Below are 22,153 nucleotides of genomic sequence, written 5' to 3' on the forward strand. Positions count from 1 at the left end.
CGTTCCTCTACTCGATGCTTGCCGATGATAGTTGTCGATGGAGTTTCGCCCGCCCCAATCCTGGCCCAGGCCAGGTGCCGACGCAAACCCGATGTCTTTAACGCGCGCCTGCCCATTCGGTTGCAACCAAGGTCGCATTTCCAAGATCGGATTTATTGGCAATTCGATCTTTCCGCAGACTCAAAATCGGCTAACCTGACAGGCGGAGAGGGATTTACGGAGGGAAACGCATGCTGGGGCTCATGCAGGATTGGCCGCTGCTCATACCAAAAATCATTGATCATGCAGCAAAACAGCATGGCACACGCGAGGTCGTGACACGCTCCGTCGAGGGGCCGATCGTGCGCACCGACTATGCCGCCATCCGCGCCCGCGCCCTGAAGGTCGCGCAGCGACTGACACGGGAGGGCGTGCGCCCGGGCGACCGCATTGCAACACTGGCCTGGAACACCGCCCGCCATCTTGAAACCTGGTATGGCATCACCGGCGCCGGCGCCATTTACCACACGGTTAATCCGCGGCTGTTTCCCGAGCAGATCGTCTGGATCGTCAACCATGCGGAAGATCGCATGGTGCTGGTCGATCCGACATTCGTGCCCTTGCTGGAGGCCATCGCCAGCCGGCTGCCGACGGTCGAACGCTATGTCGTCCTCACCGATGCGGCGCATATGCCCAAGACCGCCCTCAAAAACGCCGTCGCCTATGAGGATTGGATTGGCGAATGCGACGGCGACTTTCGCTGGCTTGAGCTGGATGAGCGCTCCGCCGCCGGCCTCTGCTACACCTCGGGCACGACGGGAGACCCCAAGGGCGTGCTCTACTCGCATCGTTCCAACGTGCTGCATGGGCTCGCCGCCAGCATGATGGACTGCCTGGCGATCAGCGCCAACACGACGATCCTACCGATCGTGCCGCTGTTCCATGCCAATTCCTGGTCGATCGCCTTTTCGGCGCCGATGGTGGGCGCGAAAATGGTGATGCCGGGGCCGAAGCTCGACGGCGCTTCCGTTTATGAACTTCTGGAAACGGAGCAAGTGACCTGTACGGCGGGCGTGCCAACCGTGTGGGCCATGCTGCTGCAATATTTGGAGAAGGAGAACAAAACTTTCTCCACCCTAAAACGCCTGGTGATCGGCGGCTCGGCCGCGCCGCGCGCCATGATCGAAGCGTTCGAAAAGCGCTATGGCGTCGAGGTCATTCACGCCTGGGGCATGACCGAAATGAGCCCGCTCGGGACGGTCTGTTCCATCAAGCCCGTCGTCAGTGGATTGAAGGGCGATGCGCTTTACGATCTCAAAAGCAAACAGGGCCACACCCCGTTCATGATCGAGATGAAGATCACCGATGACGAGGGCAAGGAACTGCCGTGGGACGGCAAGACCTTTGGCCGCCTCAAAGTGGCGGGACCGGCGGTGGTGAAAGCCTATTACCGCGGCGAAGGCAGTGTCCTCGACGACAGAGGCTTTTTCGATACGGGCGACGTCGCCACGATCGATGAGCACGGTTATATGGCCATCACCGATCGCTCGAAGGACGTGATCAAATCGGGCGGCGAATGGATTTCGTCGATCGATCTGGAGAACATCGCCTGCGGCCATCCCGATGTGGCCGAGGCGGCTGTTATCGGCATCCGCCATCCAAAATGGGACGAGCGGCCGCTGCTGGTCGTGGTGCAAAAGCCTGACCATACGGTCGACAAGGCGGCGCTTTTGGCCTTCCTGTCAGGCAAGATCGCCAAATGGTGGATGCCCGACGACGTCCAAATCGTCAGCGAAATCCCCCATACGGCGACGGGAAAGATCAATAAAGTGCGGCTGCGCGAGCAATTTGTCGACTACCGGCTGCCGACCGCTGTGTAGGCCGGCGAAAGACGAGCAGAAGACTGCGGCGCGCCCGCCAGTTGCGCCGCAGCATATTCGCGGGCATGATGCAACCCTCAAGGTGCAGCCAGTCGCTGGAAACGCGAGCTGACAACGGAGAAATATCATGAGCCGTCGTATTCGCGTGCTGATGATTTTCCCGCGTTTTAACCCACACTCGTTCTGGAGTTACGAGGGCGCGGTTGAAGTGCTCGGGGCCAAATATCCCGCGGCCCCGCTTGGCATGATCACGCTGGCCGCGCTGCTGCCGGCCGCGTGGGACATTCGGCTGATCAACCGCAATACGGACACGCTGGAAGAGCATGACCTCGACTGGCCCGACATGGTGATGACGGGCGGCATGCTTTCGCAGCAGAACGATGCCCTGGATCTGATCGAGCGCTGCCGCGCGCGCAACCTGCCGGTGGTGGTCGGTGGACCCGATGCCACATCGAGCCCGCACATCTATGACCGCGCTGATTTCCAGGTGCTCGGCGAAGTCGAAGACATCATCGGTGATTTCGTCGCCGCGTGGGACAACGGTGAACGCCAGGGGCGTTTCATAGCACCACGCTTCCAGGTCAACGTGACGAAAACGCCGATCCCGCGTTTCGACCTGCTGAAGTTCAAGGACTATCTTTATATCGGCCTGCAGTTTTCGCGCGGCTGCCCGTTCACCTGCGAGTTCTGCGACATCATCGAACTCTATGGCCGCAATCCGCGCGCCAAGACCGCCGATCAAATGCTGGCTGAGCTCGATCGGCTTTACGAACTTGGCTATCGCGGCCATCTCGATTTCGTCGATGACAATCTCATCGGCAACAAGAAGGCCGTCAAAGCGTTCCTGCCGCATCTCATCGCCTGGCAGAAACGCCGCCACTTTCCCTTCACCTTCTCGACCGAGGCCTCGCTCAACATCGCCGACGATCCGGTGTTGATGACCATGATGCGTGAAGCGAACTTCTTCGGCTTCTTCGTCGGTATTGAAAGCCCGGATCCCGAAACCCTGATCCAGATGGCGAAGAAGCAGAACATCAAGCACGAGATCTACGAGAGCGTGCACAAGATCTACGCCCAAGGCATGATTCTGTTTCCCGGCTTCATCGTCGGCTTCGATTCCGAAAAGCAAAGTGTCGCCGACGGCATCATGCAATGTATCGAGGATGCCGCTCTGCCGATGGGCATGCTCGGCCTGCTCTATGCCCTGCCCGGCACCCAGCTGACGCGGCGGCTCGCCAAGGAAGGCCGTTTGCATCCGGAGACCGGCCATGATGTCGACAGCCGACAGGGCGATTTCGCGCTGTCTGGACTGAATTTCGAGACATCACGACCGCGCGCCGAGATTCTGCGGGATTTCGCCGGCGTCCTGCGCCGCCTCTACGAACCGAAAGCCTATTTCGCCCGGTTGCGGCGGGCCGTTGTGCCGATGCAACGGGTGAAATTACCGGCCTGGATCGCGATCCGCGACTCGCTGCGAGAGATCGATCGGTTTTTCAAGATCATGTGGGAAGTGACCGTGCATCGGCCCGACATGCGCTGGCCGGTGTGGAAGCTGATCATCGAATGTCTGGTGCGCAACCCAAGCGCCATCCGTAACATCATGGTCATGGTGGTGTTCTACCTGTATCTTGCGCCGCTTAGCCGATTCTGGATCGGCGAAACTGAACGGCAGATCGAGGCCATAGAATCCGGCCGCTGGCAGGCCCCGCTTGCAATGAGCGCCCCGACACTGGCGCCGGCGCCCGTCTAAGCGAAGCTGTTGCCTCGATCATCGCGGGATATAAACGGGCTGGGTATGACCGATCAATTGACTACAGCGCGCGCGCAAGCCCCCGCTGACCGAATTACGTTCCTGCGCGATGGCCGTCGCTTCCTGCATCTTCTGGTGCGCGGCGCGCTGTTGCAGCTTGTCACCTTCGGTTTCTATCGCTTCTGGCTGACAACGGACCTGCGCCGGCACCTGTGGTCGCGCACCGCGCTGAACGGCGAGAACTTCGAATACACCGGCCGTGGACGCGAGCTGCTGGTCGGCTTTCTGATCGCGCTCGCCATTCTGGTGCCGATCTATCTGGTGATTTTCCTGATCGGTCTCTGGCTCGAGCAATTGCGCGCTTTCTCGTCGCTGCTGCTCATCCTGTTCATGTATCTGTTCGGACAATTCGCGCTGTACCGGGCGCGGCGCTACCGGCTGTCGCGCACGGTGTGGCGCGGCGTGCGCTTCTGGATGACAGGATCAGGCTGGGCCTATGCGCTGCGCGCCTTCGGCTGGCAGATCCTCGTCGTGCTGTCGCTTGGGCTCGTCTATCCGTGGTACGCGCGCTGGCGTGAAAGCTTCAAGATGCGCAACACCTATTATGGCGACGCGCCCGGCGCCTTCGAGGGGCGCGGCGGCCAGTTCTTCAAGCGCGGCATCGGCCTATGGCTGCTGACCGTCGGCGGACTGATCGCTCTTCTGGCAGGCACAGCCGCTTTCGACTGGATCAAACTGGCCGGCGACGAGAAAGACCTCCCGATCGCGGCCACCTTTGGCTATGGCGCGGCAGTGGTGCTCTGGTTCATCGCGTCACTCATCGCCTATCCTTATTTCAGAGCGCTCGAATGGCGCTGGTGGGCGCAGGGCGTGCGCCTCGGCAACGTCTCGATGAACTCGACATTGCGTGGCGGGCAATTTCTGCGGCTTTATCTGCGGACCATCGGCTGGGCGCTCCTGCTCCTCATCGGCTGGTTGATCGTCGGTGCGCTCCTCGCCCTCATCGTTCATCTAGGTTTGGGCGACCTCAAACTTCTGATGAGTGAAACCGCCGGCCGGATGAAATCGCCAGGCATTTTCCACATCGCCATCCTGGTCGCAGCAGCCCTCTTCTATCTCTTGATCCTCATGTCCTTCGGCATCGTGCAGCGCTTCTTTGGCATGCATGAAATCTGGCGGGCGGTGGTTGAATCTCTCACCGTCGCGGGCGTCGCCTCCTTGGAGGGGGTGGCCCAGCGAGGCGACGCAGCAAGCGCGCTTGGCGAGGGACTTGCCGACAGCCTCGATATTGGTGGATTCTAACCGCCATGCAGCAAGGCCCTGCCACATTCTACGATGGACTCACGAACAAGCCGCACACTGTAATTGTGCGGCTTGGGCATACGCTGGAGATCGTCGAGGACGACCGAGTGCTCGCCGGCTGGCCCTATGAATGGGTGCGGCGCGCCGACTCGTCGGACGGCAGCTTTCGCCTGCGCACCCTGAATGGCGCCCAACTGGCGCGTCTGATCATGCCCGACGATTTTTTCGCCGCGCAGCTGCGCAAGGCTTGCCCGCGCCTGGACGTCGAGGACACGACGTCAGGAACCGCCACCGGCCGCATCGTTGCCTGGTCGCTTGCCGCCGCTGTGTCGCTGATCTTGACCGGGCTCTACGGCATTCCTTACGTGGCCGATAAGCTGACGCCGATGATGCCGATGACCTTTGAAAACTATCTCGGCGAAGCAACTGACAAGCAAGTCGGCACGATTTTCAATACGAGCGCTTGCGACACTCCCGAAGGCTCCGCCGCCTTCCGCAAGCTGATCGGCAAAATCGTGGCGCCGGCTGAACTGCCCGTCGCCGTGCGCGCCAGCGTGGTGCGCTCGGGCATTCCCAATGCCATCGCTTTGCCTGGCGGCAAGGTCTATCTGTTTCGCGGCCTGCTTGACAAAGCGCAAAGCCCTGACGAGATCGCCGGCGTGCTGGCACATGAGCTCGGCCATGTGAAACATCGCGACAGCATGCGCATTCTCCTCCAGGCAGGCGGCACGTCCTTCCTGCTTGGCCTGCTGTTTGGTGACGTCACCGGATCGGGCGCGGCGATCTATGCGGCGAAAACGCTGACCAACGCCTCCTATACGCGCGATGCCGAACGCAATGCCGATGGCCTCGCCATCGAAGTGATGCAAAGCCTCGGCCGCTCGCCCAAGCCCCTGGGCGAACTACTGCTACGGGTGACGGGCCCGGAAGATCGTGGCCTGATGAACTTTGTCGCCAGTCACCCCTTGTCGGAAGAACGGTTGCAGCGGATGGCTGCCGCCGCCCCAGCAACCGCTGGACCGCCGATCCTGAGCGAGGCAGAGTGGCAAAGCCTGAAACAGATCTGCGGGCCCGCGAAACCAAGCGATAAGACGAACGATAAAACATGACCAACGACAACGAACTCGACATGATCGTGCCCGGCCGCGCCTGCGGCTCCTGCACCATGTGCTGCAAGGTTCTCTACATCACCGATTTCGCCAAGCCGGCCGGCCGCTGGTGCAGCCACGTCAAGCCGGGGACAGGCTGTACGATCTACGAACAGCGGCCCCAGACGTGCCGCACCTTCCTGTGCAAATGGCTGCAGGACGAGAATATGGGCGACGAATGGAAGCCGGAACGGTCGAAATTCGTCATTTCCCAGATGACCGAGGGCGGCAATCTCCTGATCGCCGTCGATCCGAATTTCGCCAATGCCTGGCGCCGCCCCCCCTATTTCGCCGTCATCCATCGTTGGATTCTCGATGGCGCCGCGCAAGGCCGTTTCGTCTTCGTGCGCATCGGCGAACGCTGCCTGGCCTTGCTGCCTGACGGCGAACGCGACCTTGGCGCGGTCAGCCCGCAGGACCACATCACGGTGTCGCGCCAGGCGGGGCCGGCCGGCCCTGTTTTCACCGCGACGGTGCATCGGAATGCGGCCTGACCCAAAGACGGTAGGCAGCGGCATAAGGATTTAGCCGGATGCGGCGGCTCATTCTTGAGGAACCGAATTCAGCGTCGGCCATCTGGGCCCGGCGGCTGGCGGTTTTCGCCATCGCGCTAGCCGGCATGGCGGTTATTCTGGTGCGCACCCGCGCGGCCGATGCCACGGCTGGCCTATCGGTTTTGGGCGCTGCGATCTTCCTCGCCTGCGCCTCCTTGCTGCTCGCAGGCGCCGCAGCCGTCACCATCTGGCGCATGGGGCTGCGCGGTGTCGGCATCGCCGTCGCCGCCGTCTTTCTGGCGCTCATCGTGCTCGCCTATCCGGGCTGGCTGGCGGTGCAAGCCGTGCGGCTGCCGGTGCTCAACGATATTTCGACCGACATCAACGACCCGCCCGCCTTCGCCCGTTCGGCGCGAGCACTGCGCGGACGTGGCGGCTTCGTCCCGCCCGACGTCCCCGCCGAGCGCCGCCTGGCGCAGCGGCGCGCCTATCCCACCATACAGCCGATCAATATCGACCTTGAGCCAGAGGAGGTTTATCAGCTCGTGCTGCGCGCGGCGGCGGCACTCCACTGGCAGGTCGTCGACCAGGTTCCTCCCGGCGGGCGCGCTGGCATCGGCCGGGTGGATGCTGTCGACCGCTCGGTGATCATGGGCCTGCCCGACGACATCACCGTGCGCATCCGCCCGCTCGCGGCGCAGACGCGCATCGACATCCGCTCCGCTTCGCGCGTCGGCCGCCACGATTTCGGCGCCAACGCCAGTCGCATCCAGCGGTTCAGCCAGGAAATGCAAACCCAGCTCGACGCCCGGTAACCGCTGTATTCAAAAAGATACAGCGTTGCTATAGGAGCGTGTTCACTTCGGAGCTGGAATGACCGCACAAACATCGCCCCAGACATCGACCTATGTCGCCACGAGCGGCGCGGCTTATCAACGCTTTCTCGGGCGCTGGACGGAATCGCTGGCGCGCGAATTCGCCAGCTTCGCGCCACCCGCCGGAGGCGGACCTTTGCTCGATGCCGGCTGCGGCACCGGCAGCCTCGCCCTCGAACTGGCGCGGCGCTTTCCCGATCGCGCCGTCCATGGCGTCGACGTGGCGCAGCCCTACGTGGATTATGCCAACGCACGCGCAAGCGAAGGCCGGCCGATCTTCGCCAAGGCCAGCGCCACCGACCTGCCTTTCAGCGATGCGACATTCGCGGCGAGCTATGCACAGCTGGTGATCAATTTCATCCCGCAGCCACAGCAGGCACTCTCTGAGATGATCCGCGTCACCAAGCCTGGCGGCGCTGTCTCGGCAACGATCTGGGATTTTCGCGGTGGCCTTGTCTATCAACGTCTGTTCTGGGATGCGGCGTCAGGCGTCGATCCAGGCGCCGGCGCGGCGCGCGACAAACATTTCTCGACACCGCTCGCCAAACTCGATCCGCTGTTGGCGCTGTGGCGGCAGTCACCGCTGCGCGACGTGCGTTTTGCCTCCCTGCACACGCGCATGGATTACGCCAGCTTCGACGATTACTGGGAGCCCTTGACCGGCGGACAAGGACCCGTCGGCGTCTATATCGATGCTCTTGCTCCAGCCCTGCGCGACAATATCCGCGACCATGTGCGACAGGCCTATCTGGCCGGCGATCCCGATGGCCCGCGCTCCATGGTGGCGACGGCCTGGGCCGTTTCCGGGCTCAGGCCGCAAGATTGAGCTATTGCTGCTCGAGCTTCACGCGGCCCGACGCCAAGAGATCGCGAAAGATCACCTGCTCCTTCACGACAGCCGCAGGCATGGCTTCGGGCGCGCTGGCGACCACCGTATAGCCCTGCGTTGCAAGCATATTGAGCACTTCCGGCCGTTTTAAAGCGGACAGGAAAGCAGCATTGACTTTCGCGGTCAGTGCCTTCGACATGCCGGGAGGCCCCATGAAGCCGAGCCAGCCGGCGGCAACCGCCTGCTTCACGCCAACCTCGTTCAGGCTCGGCGCGCCGGGATAGATGTCCCAGGCGTTCTGCGCCGACACGGCGAGGATCTTGATCTTGCCGTCGTCGGCCAGCCCCTTACCGGCGCCGGTGACGAGGGTGAAGTCAACAATGCCAGCGAGAAGATCGGTTGTAGCCGGTGCTTCGCCGCGATAAGGTACGTGCAGCGCGCTGACACCTGCTTCCTTCAAAATCGCCTCGGACCAGAAGTGATAAGATGTGCCGGCGCCGGCCGAACTGTAGGTGAGCTGGCCAGACTTGGCTTTCGCCGATGTCATCAAATCCTGGAAGCTTTTCGCCTGGGTCTTTTGCGGATTGATGGCGAAGCCGAAATAGGTTTCGACCGCAATGGTGATCGGCGTGTATTTCTTGTCGAGATCGGCATATTTCGGATCAGTGATCGGCAGCAACGACAGCAGGGCCGGCACAGCCAAGGCGAGCGTATAGCCATCGGGCTCGGCGCGGATGAGTTGATCGAGCGCGATGCGGCCGCTGGCCCCGGTGCGATTTTCGACGACGACGGATTGCTTGAGTTCCGTGCTCGCCTGGGTCGCGACGGCGCGGGCCACCGCATCGGCGACGCCGCCGGCCGGATAAGGCACGAGAATGGTCACCGTGCGTGCGGGCCAATCCTGCGCCATCGCCGATGCGCTGACGAGCGTGGCGGCAGCCAGCGTCAGGCCAATGCAAAACTTCTTCATCCCATCCCCCGAATAAGTTTGGTCCGTTACGTCAGCCGACGCGGCGCTTCAAGAAATCGAGCAGAGCGTCGTTGAACGCCTGCGGCTGCTCGGCCCAGGCGTAATGGCCGGCATCTTCGATCACCGCGAATTCGGCATTGGCAATCACAGATGCCATTTGCTGCATGCCCTCCGGCTTGCCCACCGGATCGTGCCGGCCAGCGATGCAGAGCGTCGGCACGGCGATCTTTTTCAGGACAGGCAGACCGTCCCAAGCCTGGATGGCATACATGGCGGCGCGGAAGGTCGGCGTCGGCGTGGTTGCCGCCACTTCGATGATGAGATCGGCTAATGGACCCGACGATGTCGGCGCGAACATCGACTTCACCAACGGGGTCGCGGCTGCGGCCAAGGTCGCGTGTTGCGTCAATGGTGCAAGACGCTTCTCCAGAAAGTCCTCGGCGAAATCCTTACCGCCCTGCTGCAACGACGACAGAGTGGCCGAGAGGATGAGGCCATGCACTTTCTGCGGCGCAAGCTCATAGACCTTCGGCGCGATCAAGCCGCCCATCGAATGGCCGAACACGACATTGCAGGCGCTGCCGACCTGATCGATGAGACGCACGCAAGCCGCCGCCAGGCTCTCGATGCTGAACTCCTGCGGCAGTGGCGAGATGCCATAACCTGGCGCATCCCAAGCGACGACGCGGTAGCCGGCCTTCACCAGCGTTTCGATCTCCGGCTTCCAATAGTCCTTCGATCCATAGCCGCCATGCAGCAGGAATACAGTTGTTGCACCGCTACCGGCAACAAGATGATCGGGACATGTCTGCTCTTTCATAACGCTCTCCCCTGCATGACGCCGTCCCCTGACGTTATTGCGTTTGCTGTTGCGATGAACCGATCCAGGTGCCGAGCACACGAGCCAACACGTCTGGCTGCTCGATCGGCAGAAGATGTCCGGCACGCGGCACCGACATCCATTGCGCCTGCGGCACCGCCTCCGCCATCCGCCCCATGGTCTCGAGCGGAATGACGCGATCATCCTCCGCCGCGACCAACAGGCGTGGGATGGGCGCTGCGGCCAGCAGAGCCGTGCGGTCGTCGCGCGCCTTGCTGGCATATTGATGGGCGATAAAGCGTTTCTCGCCATAGGCCCGGGCGATGCGCAGACGCAGCGCCGCGATCTGCGGATCACGCGCCGCATCGGGATGCAGAGCGATGGCGCCAGGTCCTTCCACCAGCTTCATATGATCGCCGCGTTCGGCCGCGGCCGCCGCTGCGTCACGGGCCGCCTTCTGCTGTTCGGTGTCGGCGAAGGACGACGTGCAGATCAGCGCCAGCCCCTCGATACGTTCGGGCGCCTGTTCCAGCATGGCGAGCGCGACATAGCCGCCGAAGGAGAAGCCCGCGAGATGAAAGCGCGCCGGCGCCTGGGCGAGAAGATCGGCCGCGATCGCCTCGACGCTCGGCAAGGCGGCGCAATCCTGGGGATGGCAGGTGATCGTCGCCGGTAAAGCGGCGATCACGCCATTCCAAGTGTCACGCGTATTGTTGACCCCAGGAACCAGAACCAGATGGGTCATGCGGCACTCGCTGTCCGCTCGCCGTGCAGGCGATCGGCTTCGATCCAACAGGCATGGGTGCCGACCTGGATGCGCTCCGGCAGAATGACGCGGGCGATGGGCCCCGCCGCCATATCGTCGGCACGCAGGATCAGACATTCCGACATATTCTCGTTCATGTCGGTGACGAAGGTCAGCACATAGCCGTCGTCTTCGCGCGTGGCGCCGACAGCGCGCGCCATTTGCGGTTCGCTGCCATAGCGCCCCTCGCCATATTCATAACGATCGGCCGTGCCGCGCTGCAGATCATAGCGTTTGAGGCCGCGAAACAGCCACTCGCCCTTTTTGTAGAGCACATTGTAGGAATAGCGATTGGGCAGACCGACGACTTCGTTGCTGACGGTCGGGAACTCGGTGATCTCGTCGTCAAGCCGCTCTTCGCGGGTCTCTCCCGTGCGCATGTTGAAGCGCCAGCGATGCATGAAGGTCGGATTGTTGTGCTTGTCGAGATTGGCGCGAATGCGCTCGAACACATTGTTATGTTCATTGACCGGGATCTTCTTGAAGTCCGGCATGATGCAGGCGTCCATCACCACGTCGTCGCCATCTTCAAAGCAATTGGAGAGATGTAAAATGAAGCAGGACGAGGCCTCGAACCAGCGGATGGAGGTGTTGTCGCCATAGCGCGGCACGATGCCAAAGCGCGCTGGCATGTCGCGATTGAACACCAGATCGTGCACGCCTTTCTTCAGCGCCACCGGATCGAAATAGAGCGGCAGATCGTGCAACACGGTGTAATTCTTGGTGATGCCGAGATCGTGCGGCCAGCGGGCGCCCGGCAGTTCGATCGGCACGTAATGCACCACTTCGCCCTTGGCGTTGCAGACGCCGTAATTCATGTAGGGCGGATGTTCGGGATAGTTGAAGAACATCAGTTCGCCCGTGGCGTTATCGACCTTGGCATGGGACGACACACCGTCCTTGACCTGCCGCCCCATGTTGACGTCGGGCCCGAGCGTTTCGAGCGTGATCGGATCGAGCCGCCAGGGCTCCCCGCCTTGCGACATGGTGGCGAGCAATTGGCCGTTGTGAACGAGGACGTCGGTGCCGGCATTGTCCTTCATGGCGCCAATCGAGCCCCAGCCGCGACGCTGATAGAGATTGGGGTTGAGCAGGCCGGGCCATAGCGCCTTGCCGGCGGCTTGTTCGGCGAGAAAGCCGGTCGTGCGCACGAAGCGATTGCGATATTCGGCCATGCCATCGTGAAAGTGCACCGCATGCATCATCGCGTCGCCATCGAACGGATGATAGACGCCGATCGGCTCATGCACCTGATTATGGGTGTTGCGAACGTAAATGCCGGACAGATCCTTGGGAATCTCGCCGATGACCTTCAGGTCCGGGCCGGAGACCGCGTATTCGGTGTCGTTTGGCGTGAAGGGGCCCTGCAGAAACGGATTACCGGCCGCGTTCGAGAGCGTCAGCTCGATCTTGCTGCTCCGCAACATTTGATAGCTCCATATTTGATCTATCAATTATTGATTGAGCAATTATTATCTGTCAAGAGGACCGCGGCACCTCCCTGCCACTGCCCTGCCAATGAGGAACGAGATCATGGTTCTGCGCCGCGAATCGAGCCATGGTTCGCCGATGAAGCAGCGAACGCTTTCCACGGCCCCCCAGAAAACTGCAGGTGCAGCTCAAGGTGCCGTCCAAGACGATGCGACGCTCTACTACGAGAGCACGATGGCGCTCGCGCGCATGCTGCGGGTCGGCAATCTAACGACGAGCGTGTTCGAACGCATGACCGGCGTCCACATCGCGCAATGGCGCATCCTGGCCTTCCTGGCTCACAATCCCGACTGCACGCAGAAGCAGCTCAAGGACGCGCATCAGGTCGATCCGGCCGCGATCACCCGTTCGGTCAAATTGCTCGAGCGCAGCAAGCTCGTGGTGCGGCGTACCGATGCAGACGACAATCGGCTCACCCGCGTGATCCTAACGGCGGCCGGCGAGAAGCTGGTCGCTGAAGTTTCGGAGCGACGCCGGCGCTATCTCCGCGAAGCTTTGCAAGGCATCGCCCCCAAAGACATCGACGTGTTCGAGAAAGTGCTCGTCAGCCTGGAAGCGAACACGCAGAAAATGGCGGATGTCCAGGGCGAGGCGCCGCGCGAACAGCCAGCCGTCAAATCCAAATAAAGCGTTCGTTCTCGAACACGAGCAGCCGGCCCTGCCAGATTTCGGTGACAGCGGCGCGTTGCGGCGCGAGGCCGCTGAGAATGACCATCAGCGCCCGCGCCACGCCGCCATGGGAGACGACCACGCAATCCTTCGTGTGCGCCTCGATCCAGGCCCGCATGCGCTCGGTCAGCATGGCGTAGCTCTCACCCTCCGGCGGCAGGGTGTTCCATTTATCGGCTTCGCGGGCGATGGCCGCTTGCAGCTCGGCTTTGCGCACTTGCGGCCAAGTTTTTCCCTCCCATACGCCAAAGCTCAGTTCGACCAGGTTGTCGTCGAGCGCATAGGCTGTAGGGTCGAGCCCGATCGTCGTGCGAGCGATCTCCATGGTGCGGCGGGCGCGACCAAGCGGCGAGGACAGATAAGGCAACGCTGGATCGGCGACCCGTTCGGGCCCCAGCAGGTTGAGGAGCTTGCGGCCAGCGGCGGCGGCCTGATATTCGCCCCGCGCATTGAGCGCAATATCCTGGCGTCCCTGCAAGCGCCCTTCGGCGTTCCAGTCGGTTTCTCCGTGACGGATGAAGATCAATCGCGCAGGTGCCATATCCGTCGATTAAGCATTTTCGAGCGAAGTGGCTACCGGTTCACGCGAAGAAAATGCCTCGAAAGAAAAAACAAGAGCCCGGTGCTGATTTCATCAGAACCGGGCTCTTGGGCAAACGCGAAAAATAGAGAATGGCTGTGTCTTATTCCTTAGTGGCGACCGAAATATCCGGCGCACCCGGGTTCTTCATGCCTACGACATGATAGCCGGCATCGACATGGAGGATTTCGCCGGTGATGCCACGGCCCATGGGCGACAGCAGAAAGGCCGCTGTCTCGCCCACTTCCTCGATCGTCACCGTGCGGCGCAGCGGCGCGTTATATTCGTTCCACTTGAGGATATAGCGGAAGTCGCCAATGCCGGAGGCGGCGAGCGTCTTGATCGGCCCCGCCGAAATGGCGTTGACGCGAATGTTCTTCTCGCCGAGATCGGCGGCGAGATAGCGAACGCTCGCTTCGAGCGCCGCCTTGGCGACACCCATGACATTGTAATGCGGCATCCACTTTTCGGCGCCGTAATAGGTGAGCGTCAGCAGCGAGCCGCCATCCTTCATCAGCTTTTCGGCGCGCTGCGCCACCGCTGTGAAGGAGTAGCAGGAGATCTGCAGTGATTTGGAGAAATTGCCCGCCGACGTATCGACATAACGGCCGGTGAGCTCGTCCTTATCGGAAAAGGCGATGCAATGGACGACGAAATCGATGCCGCCCCATTCCTTTTCGATCGCGGCGAAAACCGCGTCCATCGACGCCTCGTCGGTGACATCGCAATGGCCGGCGACGAAAGCGCCCAAACTGTCGGCCAACGGCCGGACGCGCTTTTCCAGCGCCTCGCCCTGAAAGGTGAAAGCCAGCTGCGCGCCCTGATCGTGGGCGGCCTTGGCGATGCCCCAGGCAATCGACCGGTTGTTGGCGACGCCCATGACAAGGCCGCGCTTGCCGGCAAGAATGCCCGATTCCTGTGCCATATGTGCCTCGACACTCGCTCCGATGGATGGCCGAATTCCATAGATGACGGCCGCTACCCTCACCTGTGGCGTTTAATTGTTCATACAGGCCAAGGCAAGCAGACCAAGGAGTGAATACCACCTGATACGTCGTGCGCGGGTGGAAATATGTGGACCACGGACGGGCGAGCCCCGGATTAATGGCAAAATGAAGCCATGCCGCCCGGGAATAGCTGTTGTGACGGTTAAATTCCACAGCAACGGCGCGCCCGCGGCGGTATAGCGGTTGAAGGCGCTTTAAAGAACGTGACCCGGCGCCCATGTTTGGCTTAAACTCCGCGGACCAGCAGGCGGCTAGACAGGAAAGACGCCAAAGTGAAGCGCAGCGTGGTGGAACGATTGACAGGGCGGTTGCGCCGGTTCGCACGGGCGCTCTACGCCGGTTCCGAGACCGACATGGCCGATGAGGTCGTGCGGCTGACGATAGAAGCCGCTCTCACTGCCGACGACACCGCCGGCCGTTCCGACATCCGTATCTGCCTGTTCCAGCACATGATCGACAAGGCGCGGGCGGCGCATAAGAGCGCCGGGACCGAGCCGCCAGTCGTGGAGCCTTCCGAAGACGCCGATATGACCGTGGCCTTGACGACGCTGCGCTTTGAGGAGCGCGCCGCCTATCTGCTCGTAGCGCTTGAGGAATTCGGCTATGCCGACGCCGCCGCGGTGATGCGCGTCCCCTATGACGTTCTGGCCACGCGGGTGGCGCAAGCGCGCATCAAGCTGGACGAATTTTTCGACGAGGCGGTTCGGCGCGCCGCCGGCGGCCAGGCGCGCGGCACGCCGCCCGGCCATTTACGCATCGTGAAGTGAGACGCTGATGTTTTCCAGCAAACTGGTCAGCGCGGCGGAACTGAGCGCCTTTCTCGACGGCGAAACCGAGCCGTCGCGCCGGGCGCTGCTGCGCGAACATCTGCGGTCATCGCCAAGCGACGCACAACGGCTGGCGCGCTGGCGCCAACGTGAGGAAGCTTTGCGCACCGCTTTTGCCCCGGCGATCCGCGAAGGCGCAGGCCCCATCGCGCCGCTCGCCCGCTCGCTTGATCAGAAGGTTTTTCCGCGCGACCGCCGCCCGGCCCTGCGTGTTTCGGGCGCCGAAAGCCAGCGCAGCGACGAGCCGATCCGCAATCTGGCGGCGACGCTTCCCGACGTCGCACCCTCGCCCCAGCAGCGGCTCATCCTCGTCGCGGTCTTGGCCTTCCTGGCTGGCGCTGCGGCCATGTATGGGGGTATGCGCCTCCTCGACGAACAACGGGCCCCGACCCAGCAGACGACAGCGTCAGAACGGCCGGGCGACAGCACGCGTTGAGCGTCCTGCTTGCTTTTCTGCGCGAATAGGTAGAAGTTCCACATGATAAGCACGGTCGTTGGGGAGCAACGGCATGTGGAACCAATCATATAATCCGCTCAACAACGAGACTCTCTCCACAATCGCGGCGGCCCTGCCTGCCGTCACGCTCCTCGTTCTGATCGCCAGCGGCAAGGTCAAAGCCCATATCGCGGCGGTGGTCGCCCTGATCGTCGCGAACCTGATCGCGATCTTCGTTTTCACCATGCCCGCCAACATGTCGATCCGCGCCTCGCTGCTCGGCGTGGTCACCGGCTTCTTCCCCATTGGCTGGATCGTCCTCAACGTCATTTTTCTCTATCGCGTCACCGTCGCGAGCGGGCGTTTCGAACTGCTGCAACGAGCCATCGGTGGTGTCACCGAAGACCGACGGCTGCAGTTGTTGCTGATCGCCTTTTCCTTCGGGGCTTTCTTCGAAGGTGCCTCAGGTTTTGGAACCCCGGTGGCGATCACAGGCGCGATCCTCATCGGCCTTGGCTTTTCGCCGCTTGCCGCCTCCGGCCTGTCGCTGATCGCCAATACGGCGCCGGTCGCCTTCGGCGCGCTCGGCACGCCGATCCAGGGCTTGGCGTCGGTGACCGGGCTCGACCCTTACGTGCTCGGCGCCATGGTCGGGCGCCAGTTGCCGGTGTTTTCCCTGATCGTGCCGTTCTGGGTGGTCGGCGCCTTTGCCGGCTGGCGCGGGATGATGGCGATTTGGCCAGCCATTCTCGTCACCGGGATCTCCTTCGCCGTCCCGCAGTTCGTAATCTCCAACTACATCAACCCATGGATCGTTGACATCGGCGCGTCGCTGATCTCGATGGGCTGTCTCATTCTTTTTCTGAAGGTCTGGCAGCCGCGAGAAATCTGGCTTTCGCCGGCGCTGCGCGGCAAGGATGAATCAGCCGCCCTGGCGCGGCCGGCGACCCTGACCGACAAGCCGCAGCTCACCCCGCAACAATTGTGGAGCGCGCTGCTGCCCTGGATCCTGGTCTGCGTGGCCATGCTGATCTGGGGCAATGGCGCGTTCAAAAACTGGGCGAATGCGATCTTCACCTGGAATTACGCGGTTCCGGAGCTGCACAACCTGATCAACAAGGTGGCGCCTGTCGTTCCCAAACCGACGCCGGAAGGCGCGGTCTTCGCCTTCACCTATCTCTCCTTCACCGGCACGGGCATGCTGTTGGCAGCCATCGTCTCCGGCCTGCTGATGGGCTTCTCGCCCGCTAAGCTCATTGCTGAATACGGCCGCACGCTGAAAGTCTGCGCCGTTTCGCTGATCACCATTTCGGCCATGCTGGCGATCGGGACGTTGACGCGACTGTCGGGCCTGGATGCGACGCTGGGACTGGCCTTTGCCGCAACCGGCATCCTCTATCCCTTCTTCGGCACATTGCTTGGCTGGTTGGGTGTGGCGCTTACCGGCTCCGACACATCCTCCAACATTCTGTTCGGCAATCTGCAGAAGATCACATCGCAGCAATTGGGCATTTCACCCGTGCTGATGGCGGCGGCCAATTCGTCGGGCGGTGTAATGGGCAAAATGATCGATGCGCAATCCATCGTCGTCGCCTCCACGGCGACCAATTGGTATGGCCATGAAGGCACGATCCTGCGCTTCGTGTTCTGGCATTCCATCATTCTGGCCAGCCTCGTCGGCCTCTTCGTCACTTTGCAGGCCTATGTTTATCCGTTCACGGCGATGGTGCTGCACTGAACGACTTGCACTGGAACGACTTGCACTAAACGCAAAAGCCGGGCGTTTAAGCCCGGCTTTGATGGCGCATCTATCAGCTTGCAGCGCTATGGTTTGCGCGGATTGTAGGGGTGCTCGGCCTGCATCTTGCGAGCAACGGCTTCCAGATCAGCATCGACCACATCCGGCAGCACGATCTTCAAAGTCACCAGAAGATCGCCCTGCGGTTTGCCGCCCTGTTCGGGCAAGCCTTTGCCACGCAGGCGCATGGTGCGGCCCGAATTGCTGTTGGGCGGAATTCTAAGTTCCACCGCACCGGTCAAGGTCGGCACCTCAACCGTGGCGCCCAGGACGGCTTCATAAATCGTCAGCGGCAGATCGAGACGAAGGTCCCGGCCGTCTATCTTGAACTGCGCATGCGCCGCGATCTGCACCGTCAACAAAATGTCGCCGGCTTCGCCACCGAACGGCGCAGGACCGCCCTGGCCTTTCAGCCGGATCTGCTGGCCCGACTCGATGCCCGCCGGGATCGTCACATCGACCATGCGACCGGTGGGCAGTGAGACACGCACCGAACCGCCGCGCACGGCATCGCTCAACGGCACGGTGACGACGGCATTGATGTCCTCGCCACGACGTGCCGGGCCGCCACGGCCGCGACGGCCGGAACTGAAAATATCGCTGAACAGATCGGACGGATCGAAGCCCGCACGGCCGCCAGCGCCACCGAATTCAAATTCGAAATGTTGCGAACCGTCGGGATTGCTCTGGCGACGGCCGGCGCCTGGATTGAATCCGCCGCCAAAACCTTCGAAGCCACGCGGCTTGCCTTCCGCGTCGATCTCACCGCGATCGAAGCTGGCGCGCTTCTTGTCGTCGCCAACGATCTCATAGGCCTGATTGGCCTCGGCGAATTTCTCCTGGGCCTTCGGGTCGGATTTGTTCTGATCGGGGTGATATTTCTTCGCCAGGCGCCGAAACGCCTTTTTGATCTCGTCCGCCGAGGCGGATTTCGACACCCCTAAAACCAAATAAGGATCACGCATTCAACGAGCCCACTTCCGGCTCCGCCCATGATCGGCGCGGCTACCTATGTCTCGGCCATGATTTGGGGGTGTGACCGACTGATTGCAAGCCAAACTAGCAAGTTGTGGGCCGTTTCGGTCAATTATGGGCGTTTTGTTGCGATGTGGGGCGGTCTGGGCAATGCTGCCGGCCCTGGAGCCGGAACTGATGGACGATTCTTTTTTTGTTTTCCTCGCCCTCGCCGGCCTGGTCCTCGTGGTCCTCGGTCCCGTCACCTTTTTCCTGACCTTGGGCGCGCGCGGTCGGGTTAGCGAGCTGGAACAGACGGTTCGCAGGCTCGAGTACCGGCTCCGGCGCGTCGAGGAGGCACCGCCAGAAGGTCGCACCGCACCGGCGGAAGCGGCCCCCGCAGCGCCCGTCCAACCGATCGAGACATTCGCCCCGGCCGAAAGGGCGTCGGAGCCGATGGAAGCCTTAGCTTCCGAAGCTGCCGTTCCGCCTGACGCCCCGACGGAAGCGGCCGCCGCCGCGCCGGCCCCCGCCCGCCCGTCGCGCAGCCTCGAAGAAAGTTTCGGCACCCGCTGGACGGTCTGGGTCGGCGGATTGGCGCTGGCCCTCGGCGCCCTGCTGCTGGTGCGCTATTCGATCGAGGCCGGACTTTTCGGGCCAGCGGCGCGCGTTGCCTTCGGCCTCATTCTCGCAGCAGCCCTGATCGTCGGCGGCGAAGTGTTGCGCCGGCGCGAGCCGCCCGTAGACACCGTCCCTGTCGCAGCCATGGCCAAGCCGAGCATTCCGGCCATGCTCACGGCCGCCGGCACGGTGGCTGCCTTCGGTGCGATCTACGCCGCCCACGCGCTTTACGGGTTCATCGGCCCTGCCCCCGCTTTCATCGCCCTGGGTGTGGTCGGCGTCGCCTGCATGTTCGCCTCGGCCCTGCATGGGCCGTCGCTCGCTGGCCTCGGCCTCGTCGGCGCCTTCGTCGCACCGCTGCTGGTCGACAGCGATGCTCCCAATCCCTGGCCGGTGGTGCTTTATCTCGCGGTGCTGACGGCGGTCGCTTATGGCCTGGCGCGGCTGCGCCTCTGGCTGTGGCTGGCCATCGCCGCAGCCGTCGGCGCTGCGCTTTGGGGGCTCGTCTTCGCCAGCCAGATCGAAGGCGGGGATGCCGGCCAGTTCTTCCCGGCGACGATGATCCACATCATCATACAGATGGCGCTCGCCGGCTATTTCCTGGCTTGGGATCCGTCACGCACGACCAGTGAGGAAGACGCTCGCCCCGATCCGATCGCCATCGCCGCGCCGCTGATCTTCGGCCTGCTGGCGATCGGTGCCCTGCTGGAAGGCAGTCTCGCCGGCCAGTTCGGCAATGGCTGGGTGCTGTTCTCAGCCCTCGCCATCGCGGCCCTGGCGCTGATCGGCTTCCTCGTCGCGCCTGCCGCGGCGGTATTCGCCGCTGCAGGCGTGCTGGCTCTGGTGACCGCGCGGCTGTGGCCGGCGACGATCACGCCCGACGCGCGCGGCACCCTGCCGGACTTCGCCGCAGACTTCTTCATCGGGCCGGTGCAGCCAAACCTGTTCATCGGCTTCTGCACCGTCGCCGCGCTGGCGATGCTGGCGCTGGGCGGCTGGCGCATGCTGATCGCGCGCCGCCTGCCGGTGGTGACGCTCTCGATCTACAGCGCGACAGCGGCGCTGACGCCACTCGCCGTTCTCATTGTTGCCTGGATGCGCATGGCGCAAGGCGAGCGCAGTTTCGCTTTCGCTGCCAGCGCGGCGGCTCTGGCGCTGATCTTTGTCGGCGCCGCGACCAAATTCCGCGACCTTGAAAGCCGAGGCGCTGACGAAACGCCAAACGCCCGCTTCGCCACCGGCGTTTTCGCCTCCGCGGCTATTGCCGCCCTCGCGCTCGGTTTCACCTTCGCGCTCAATGGTGGTGCGCTCGTCGTAGCGCTCGCGGTGGCCGCACTTGGCGCCGCCTATGTCGGCGTCAAACTCGAAATCCCGGCGCTGCGCTGGTGCGTCGCCGGCCTCGGTGTGATCATCGCCGCGCGGCTCGCCTGGGAACCGCGCGTCATCGCCCAGCCGGGCACGACGCCGATCTTCAACTGGCTACTCTATGGCTATGGCGTGCCGGCACTGGCCTTCGGTTATGCGGCGCGGCTCATGCGTCGTCATGGCGGTGAGGACACGCCGGTGCGTGTGGCCCAGGCGCTCACGATCCTGTTCGCCGCCTTCCTCGTCTTCTTCGAGATCCGGCATCTGATCAACGCGGGCGACCCCTTCGCCGCCGCCGCGCCGACGATCGAACAGGGCCTGCATGCGGTCGCCGCATTCTCCTTCGCCATCGTGCTGACGAAGCTCGACGCGGCGCGCTCATCCATCGTCTTCCGCATCGCCTCGCTCGGCTTTGGCGTATTGTCCTTCGCCTATGCCATCATCGGTCTCGGCGGCTTCGGCAATCCGTATTTCTCGTGGCAGCCGGTAGAGGGCGGCACGATCTTCAACGCCTTGCTGATCGCTTATCTGTTGCCGGCGATCCTCGCCTTTGTGCTATCGCTCGTCGCCAACGGCGTGCGCCCGGCCTGGTATGTGACCATGGCGCGCGTCGTCGCCATCCTGCTCGTCTTTGGCTATCTGACGCTGGAAACCCGACGGCTGTTCCAGGGGCCTTATCTCGGCTTGCTGCGTCACACCAGCGGCGCCGAATTCTATGCCTATTCGGCGGTCTGGCTCGCCTTCGGCGTCGTTCTGCTCGCCTGGGGCCTGCTGCGGGGATCGCGCGAGGCGCGCCTGGCCTCGGCAGTGTTCGTCGCCATCAGCGTGCTGAAAGTGTTCCTCTTCGATCTCGCTGGCCTTGAGGGCATTCTGCGGGCGCTGAGCTTCATCGGCCTGGGCGCCGTGCTGATCGGCATCGGCCTCGTTTACCAGAAACTGGTGTTCGTGCGGCCGGCATCGACCCCAGAAAATGCGCCGACGGATCGCCCGCCCGGCGCCGCGCCGTGATAGACTGGCGGAAATGACGAATCTTGACAGACAAAGGTAAAGACGTGGCTGAATCCCAGAACGATATCGCGAAACTTCCGTTCGAAGAGGCGTTGAAGGAACTCGAATCCATCGTATCGCAACTCGAAAGCGGACAGGTCTCGCTCGACAAATCGATCGAGCTTTACGAACGTGGCGAAAAGCTCAAAGCCCATTGCGAAACGCTGCTTAAGAATGCCGAAGCCCGGATCGAGAAAATTTCGCTGGGCAATGACGGCAAGCCCAAGGGCTCCGAGCCGCTCGACGTCGAGAAGTAGCTTCGGACATCCACGCAAATCAGGCGGGCGTCTTGCGCTCGCCTGTCGTCAATGTGGTTTTGGCGAGTTCAATCGCCTGCGCCAGCACCTCGCTGTCGCCGATGTGATTGGCGAGAATCAGGATCAAAGCCGAGTTCAGCTCCGCGCTCTCCGCATCGCCTAAGCTGCGGTGGGCGTCGATGAGCAGGCGATAGGCGCTGTCGGGATCGGGGAAGCGGCTGTCGATTCGCAGATCGGTCATGATCCCTC

The 22,153-nt window shown here is 62.6% G+C and carries 21 protein-coding genes; 13 read left to right on the forward strand and 8 right to left on the reverse strand.

Annotated features, from left to right (window positions below; genetic code table 11):
- The first annotated feature begins 230 nt into the window (after positions 1-230).
- The 7 genes from BLW50_RS13810 (at position 231) to BLW50_RS13840 (ending at position 8,254) form a co-directional block, all read left to right on the forward strand.
- A complete protein-coding gene (locus BLW50_RS13810; protein WP_090703359.1) occupies positions 231-1,859 on the forward strand; it encodes a long-chain-fatty-acid--CoA ligase in 1,629 nt (542 codons plus the stop codon).
- Between the two features lie 127 nt (positions 1,860-1,986).
- Positions 1,987-3,609: a B12-binding domain-containing radical SAM protein gene (locus tag BLW50_RS13815; protein ID WP_090703362.1), complete on the forward strand. Its 1,623-nt coding sequence runs from the start codon at positions 1,987-1,989 to the stop codon at positions 3,607-3,609.
- 45 nt (positions 3,610-3,654) lie between these two features.
- Positions 3,655-4,911 (forward strand): YjgN family protein, encoded by a 1,257-nt coding sequence (locus BLW50_RS13820; RefSeq protein WP_090703365.1) that lies wholly within the window; start codon positions 3,655-3,657, stop codon positions 4,909-4,911.
- 5 nt (positions 4,912-4,916) lie between these two features.
- A complete protein-coding gene (locus BLW50_RS13825; protein WP_090703367.1) occupies positions 4,917-6,020 on the forward strand; it encodes a M48 family metallopeptidase in 1,104 nt (367 codons plus the stop codon).
- Entirely contained in the window at positions 6,017-6,553 is a 537-nt protein-coding gene (locus tag BLW50_RS13830; protein ID WP_090703370.1) for a YkgJ family cysteine cluster protein, read from the forward strand. The genes BLW50_RS13825 and BLW50_RS13830 overlap by 4 nt, the downstream gene beginning before the upstream one ends.
- Positions 6,554-6,591: 38 nt before the next feature.
- Positions 6,592-7,368: a DUF1499 domain-containing protein gene (locus BLW50_RS13835; protein WP_090703373.1), complete on the forward strand. Its 777-nt coding sequence runs from the start codon at positions 6,592-6,594 to the stop codon at positions 7,366-7,368.
- Positions 7,369-7,426: 58 nt separating this feature from the next.
- The gene (locus BLW50_RS13840; RefSeq protein ID WP_090703377.1) at positions 7,427-8,254 is read left to right on the forward strand and encodes a class I SAM-dependent methyltransferase; all 828 of its coding nucleotides are present in this window, start codon (positions 7,427-7,429) and stop codon (positions 8,252-8,254) included.
- A 1-nt stretch (position 8,255) separates the two neighbouring features.
- Here the strand turns inward: BLW50_RS13840 and BLW50_RS13845 are convergent, their stop codons facing one another.
- Genes BLW50_RS13845 through BLW50_RS13860 form a run of 4 tightly spaced genes read right to left on the reverse strand, consistent with a single transcriptional unit; the run spans position 8,256 to position 12,279 of the window.
- Positions 8,256-9,227 carry a Bug family tripartite tricarboxylate transporter substrate binding protein gene (locus BLW50_RS13845; protein ID WP_090703379.1) on the reverse strand — a complete coding sequence of 324 codons (972 nt, stop codon included), beginning with the start codon at positions 9,225-9,227 and terminating at the stop codon, positions 8,256-8,258.
- Between the two features lie 31 nt (positions 9,228-9,258).
- Complete coding sequence (locus tag BLW50_RS13850) at positions 9,259-10,047, reverse strand: alpha/beta fold hydrolase (RefSeq protein ID WP_090703382.1); 789 nt, start codon at positions 10,045-10,047, stop codon at positions 9,259-9,261.
- A gap of 34 nt (positions 10,048-10,081) precedes the next feature.
- Entirely contained in the window at positions 10,082-10,792 is a 711-nt protein-coding gene (locus BLW50_RS13855; RefSeq protein ID WP_090703384.1) for an alpha/beta fold hydrolase, read from the reverse strand.
- Positions 10,789-12,279 (reverse strand): carotenoid oxygenase family protein, encoded by a 1,491-nt coding sequence (locus BLW50_RS13860; RefSeq protein WP_090703387.1) that lies wholly within the window; start codon positions 12,277-12,279, stop codon positions 10,789-10,791. Before BLW50_RS13860 ends, BLW50_RS13855 begins: the two co-directional genes overlap by 4 nt.
- A gap of 106 nt (positions 12,280-12,385) precedes the next feature.
- Here BLW50_RS13860 and BLW50_RS13865 point away from each other — a divergent pair, with 106 nt between their 5' ends.
- Entirely contained in the window at positions 12,386-12,970 is a 585-nt protein-coding gene (locus BLW50_RS13865) for a MarR family winged helix-turn-helix transcriptional regulator (protein WP_170850147.1), read from the forward strand.
- Here the strand turns inward: BLW50_RS13865 and BLW50_RS13870 are convergent.
- Together BLW50_RS13870 and fabI are read right to left on the reverse strand one after the other, a co-directional pair.
- Positions 12,957-13,553: a histidine phosphatase family protein gene (locus BLW50_RS13870; RefSeq protein WP_090703392.1), complete on the reverse strand. Its 597-nt coding sequence runs from the start codon at positions 13,551-13,553 to the stop codon at positions 12,957-12,959. The two genes, BLW50_RS13865 and BLW50_RS13870, sit on opposite strands and share 14 nt — an antisense overlap.
- A gap of 142 nt (positions 13,554-13,695) precedes the next feature.
- A complete protein-coding gene (fabI, locus tag BLW50_RS13875) occupies positions 13,696-14,517 on the reverse strand; it encodes an enoyl-ACP reductase FabI (RefSeq protein ID WP_090703394.1) in 822 nt (273 codons plus the stop codon).
- A gap of 354 nt (positions 14,518-14,871) precedes the next feature.
- Here fabI and BLW50_RS13880 point away from each other — a divergent pair, with 354 nt between their 5' ends.
- The 3 genes from BLW50_RS13880 (at position 14,872) to BLW50_RS13890 (ending at position 17,600) form a co-directional block, all read left to right on the forward strand.
- On the forward strand, positions 14,872-15,366 hold the full coding sequence (locus tag BLW50_RS13880; RefSeq protein ID WP_139267622.1) for a hypothetical protein: 495 nt from the start codon (positions 14,872-14,874) through the stop codon (positions 15,364-15,366).
- A 7-nt stretch (positions 15,367-15,373) separates the two neighbouring features.
- Positions 15,374-15,862 carry an anti-sigma factor family protein gene (locus BLW50_RS13885; RefSeq protein ID WP_090703400.1) on the forward strand — a complete coding sequence of 163 codons (489 nt, stop codon included), beginning with the start codon at positions 15,374-15,376 and terminating at the stop codon, positions 15,860-15,862.
- 73 nt (positions 15,863-15,935) lie between these two features.
- The gene (locus BLW50_RS13890) at positions 15,936-17,600 is read left to right on the forward strand and encodes an L-lactate permease (protein WP_090703402.1); all 1,665 of its coding nucleotides are present in this window, start codon (positions 15,936-15,938) and stop codon (positions 17,598-17,600) included.
- Positions 17,601-17,686: 86 nt separating this feature from the next.
- On the opposite strand, the gene BLW50_RS13895 is transcribed toward BLW50_RS13890, so the two are convergent.
- Positions 17,687-18,625, reverse strand: a complete 939-nt coding sequence (locus tag BLW50_RS13895) for a DnaJ C-terminal domain-containing protein (RefSeq protein WP_090703405.1) — start codon at positions 18,623-18,625, stop codon at positions 17,687-17,689.
- 187 nt (positions 18,626-18,812) lie between these two features.
- Between BLW50_RS13895 and BLW50_RS13900 the strand changes: the two genes are divergently transcribed.
- Both BLW50_RS13900 and BLW50_RS13905 read left to right on the forward strand, forming a co-directional pair.
- Positions 18,813-21,608: a DUF2339 domain-containing protein gene (locus BLW50_RS13900; RefSeq protein WP_170850148.1), complete on the forward strand. Its 2,796-nt coding sequence runs from the start codon at positions 18,813-18,815 to the stop codon at positions 21,606-21,608.
- 23 nt (positions 21,609-21,631) lie between these two features.
- Positions 21,632-21,904 (forward strand): exodeoxyribonuclease VII small subunit, encoded by a 273-nt coding sequence (locus BLW50_RS13905; protein WP_244544235.1) that lies wholly within the window; start codon positions 21,632-21,634, stop codon positions 21,902-21,904.
- A 19-nt stretch (positions 21,905-21,923) separates the two neighbouring features.
- Here the strand turns inward: BLW50_RS13905 and BLW50_RS13910 are convergent, their stop codons facing one another.
- On the reverse strand, positions 21,924-22,145 hold the full coding sequence (locus BLW50_RS13910) for a DUF2783 domain-containing protein (protein WP_090703415.1): 222 nt from the start codon (positions 22,143-22,145) through the stop codon (positions 21,924-21,926).
- Positions 22,146-22,153 lie beyond the last annotated feature (8 nt).

Source organism: Beijerinckia sp. 28-YEA-48 (assembly GCF_900104955.1).
GTDB lineage: Bacteria > Pseudomonadota > Alphaproteobacteria > Rhizobiales > Beijerinckiaceae > Terripilifer.

Excerpts from the sequence above, each read along its gene's own strand:
- BLW50_RS13825 (WP_090703367.1), top strand. The coding sequence starts at position 4,917 with ATGCAGCAAGGCCCTGCCACATTCTACGATGGACTCACGAACAAGCCG.
- BLW50_RS13895 (WP_090703405.1), bottom strand. The coding sequence starts at position 18,625 with ATGCGTGATCCTTATTTGGTTTTAGGGGTGTCGAAATCCGCCTCGGCG.
- BLW50_RS13850 (WP_090703382.1), bottom strand. The coding sequence starts at position 10,047 with ATGAAAGAGCAGACATGTCCCGATCATCTTGTTGCCGGTAGCGGTGCA.
- BLW50_RS13810 (WP_090703359.1), top strand. The coding sequence starts at position 231 with ATGCTGGGGCTCATGCAGGATTGGCCGCTGCTCATACCAAAAATCATT.
- BLW50_RS13835 (WP_090703373.1), top strand. The coding sequence starts at position 6,592 with ATGCGGCGGCTCATTCTTGAGGAACCGAATTCAGCGTCGGCCATCTGG.
- BLW50_RS13870 (WP_090703392.1), bottom strand. The coding sequence starts at position 13,553 with ATGGCACCTGCGCGATTGATCTTCATCCGTCACGGAGAAACCGACTGG.
- BLW50_RS13885 (WP_090703400.1), top strand. The coding sequence starts at position 15,374 with ATGTTTTCCAGCAAACTGGTCAGCGCGGCGGAACTGAGCGCCTTTCTC.
- BLW50_RS13890 (WP_090703402.1), top strand. The coding sequence starts at position 15,936 with ATGTGGAACCAATCATATAATCCGCTCAACAACGAGACTCTCTCCACA.
- BLW50_RS13900 (WP_170850148.1), top strand. The coding sequence starts at position 18,813 with ATGGACGATTCTTTTTTTGTTTTCCTCGCCCTCGCCGGCCTGGTCCTC.
- BLW50_RS13855 (WP_090703384.1), bottom strand. The coding sequence starts at position 10,792 with ATGACCCATCTGGTTCTGGTTCCTGGGGTCAACAATACGCGTGACACT.
- BLW50_RS13830 (WP_090703370.1), top strand. The coding sequence starts at position 6,017 with ATGACCAACGACAACGAACTCGACATGATCGTGCCCGGCCGCGCCTGC.
- BLW50_RS13820 (WP_090703365.1), top strand. The coding sequence starts at position 3,655 with ATGACCGATCAATTGACTACAGCGCGCGCGCAAGCCCCCGCTGACCGA.
- BLW50_RS13815 (WP_090703362.1), top strand. The coding sequence starts at position 1,987 with ATGAGCCGTCGTATTCGCGTGCTGATGATTTTCCCGCGTTTTAACCCA.
- BLW50_RS13865 (WP_170850147.1), top strand. The coding sequence starts at position 12,386 with ATGGTTCTGCGCCGCGAATCGAGCCATGGTTCGCCGATGAAGCAGCGA.
- fabI (WP_090703394.1), bottom strand. The coding sequence starts at position 14,517 with ATGGCACAGGAATCGGGCATTCTTGCCGGCAAGCGCGGCCTTGTCATG.
- BLW50_RS13910 (WP_090703415.1), bottom strand. The coding sequence starts at position 22,145 with ATGACCGATCTGCGAATCGACAGCCGCTTCCCCGATCCCGACAGCGCC.
- BLW50_RS13845 (WP_090703379.1), bottom strand. The coding sequence starts at position 9,227 with ATGAAGAAGTTTTGCATTGGCCTGACGCTGGCTGCCGCCACGCTCGTC.
- BLW50_RS13860 (WP_090703387.1), bottom strand. The coding sequence starts at position 12,279 with ATGTTGCGGAGCAGCAAGATCGAGCTGACGCTCTCGAACGCGGCCGGT.
- BLW50_RS13840 (WP_090703377.1), top strand. The coding sequence starts at position 7,427 with ATGACCGCACAAACATCGCCCCAGACATCGACCTATGTCGCCACGAGC.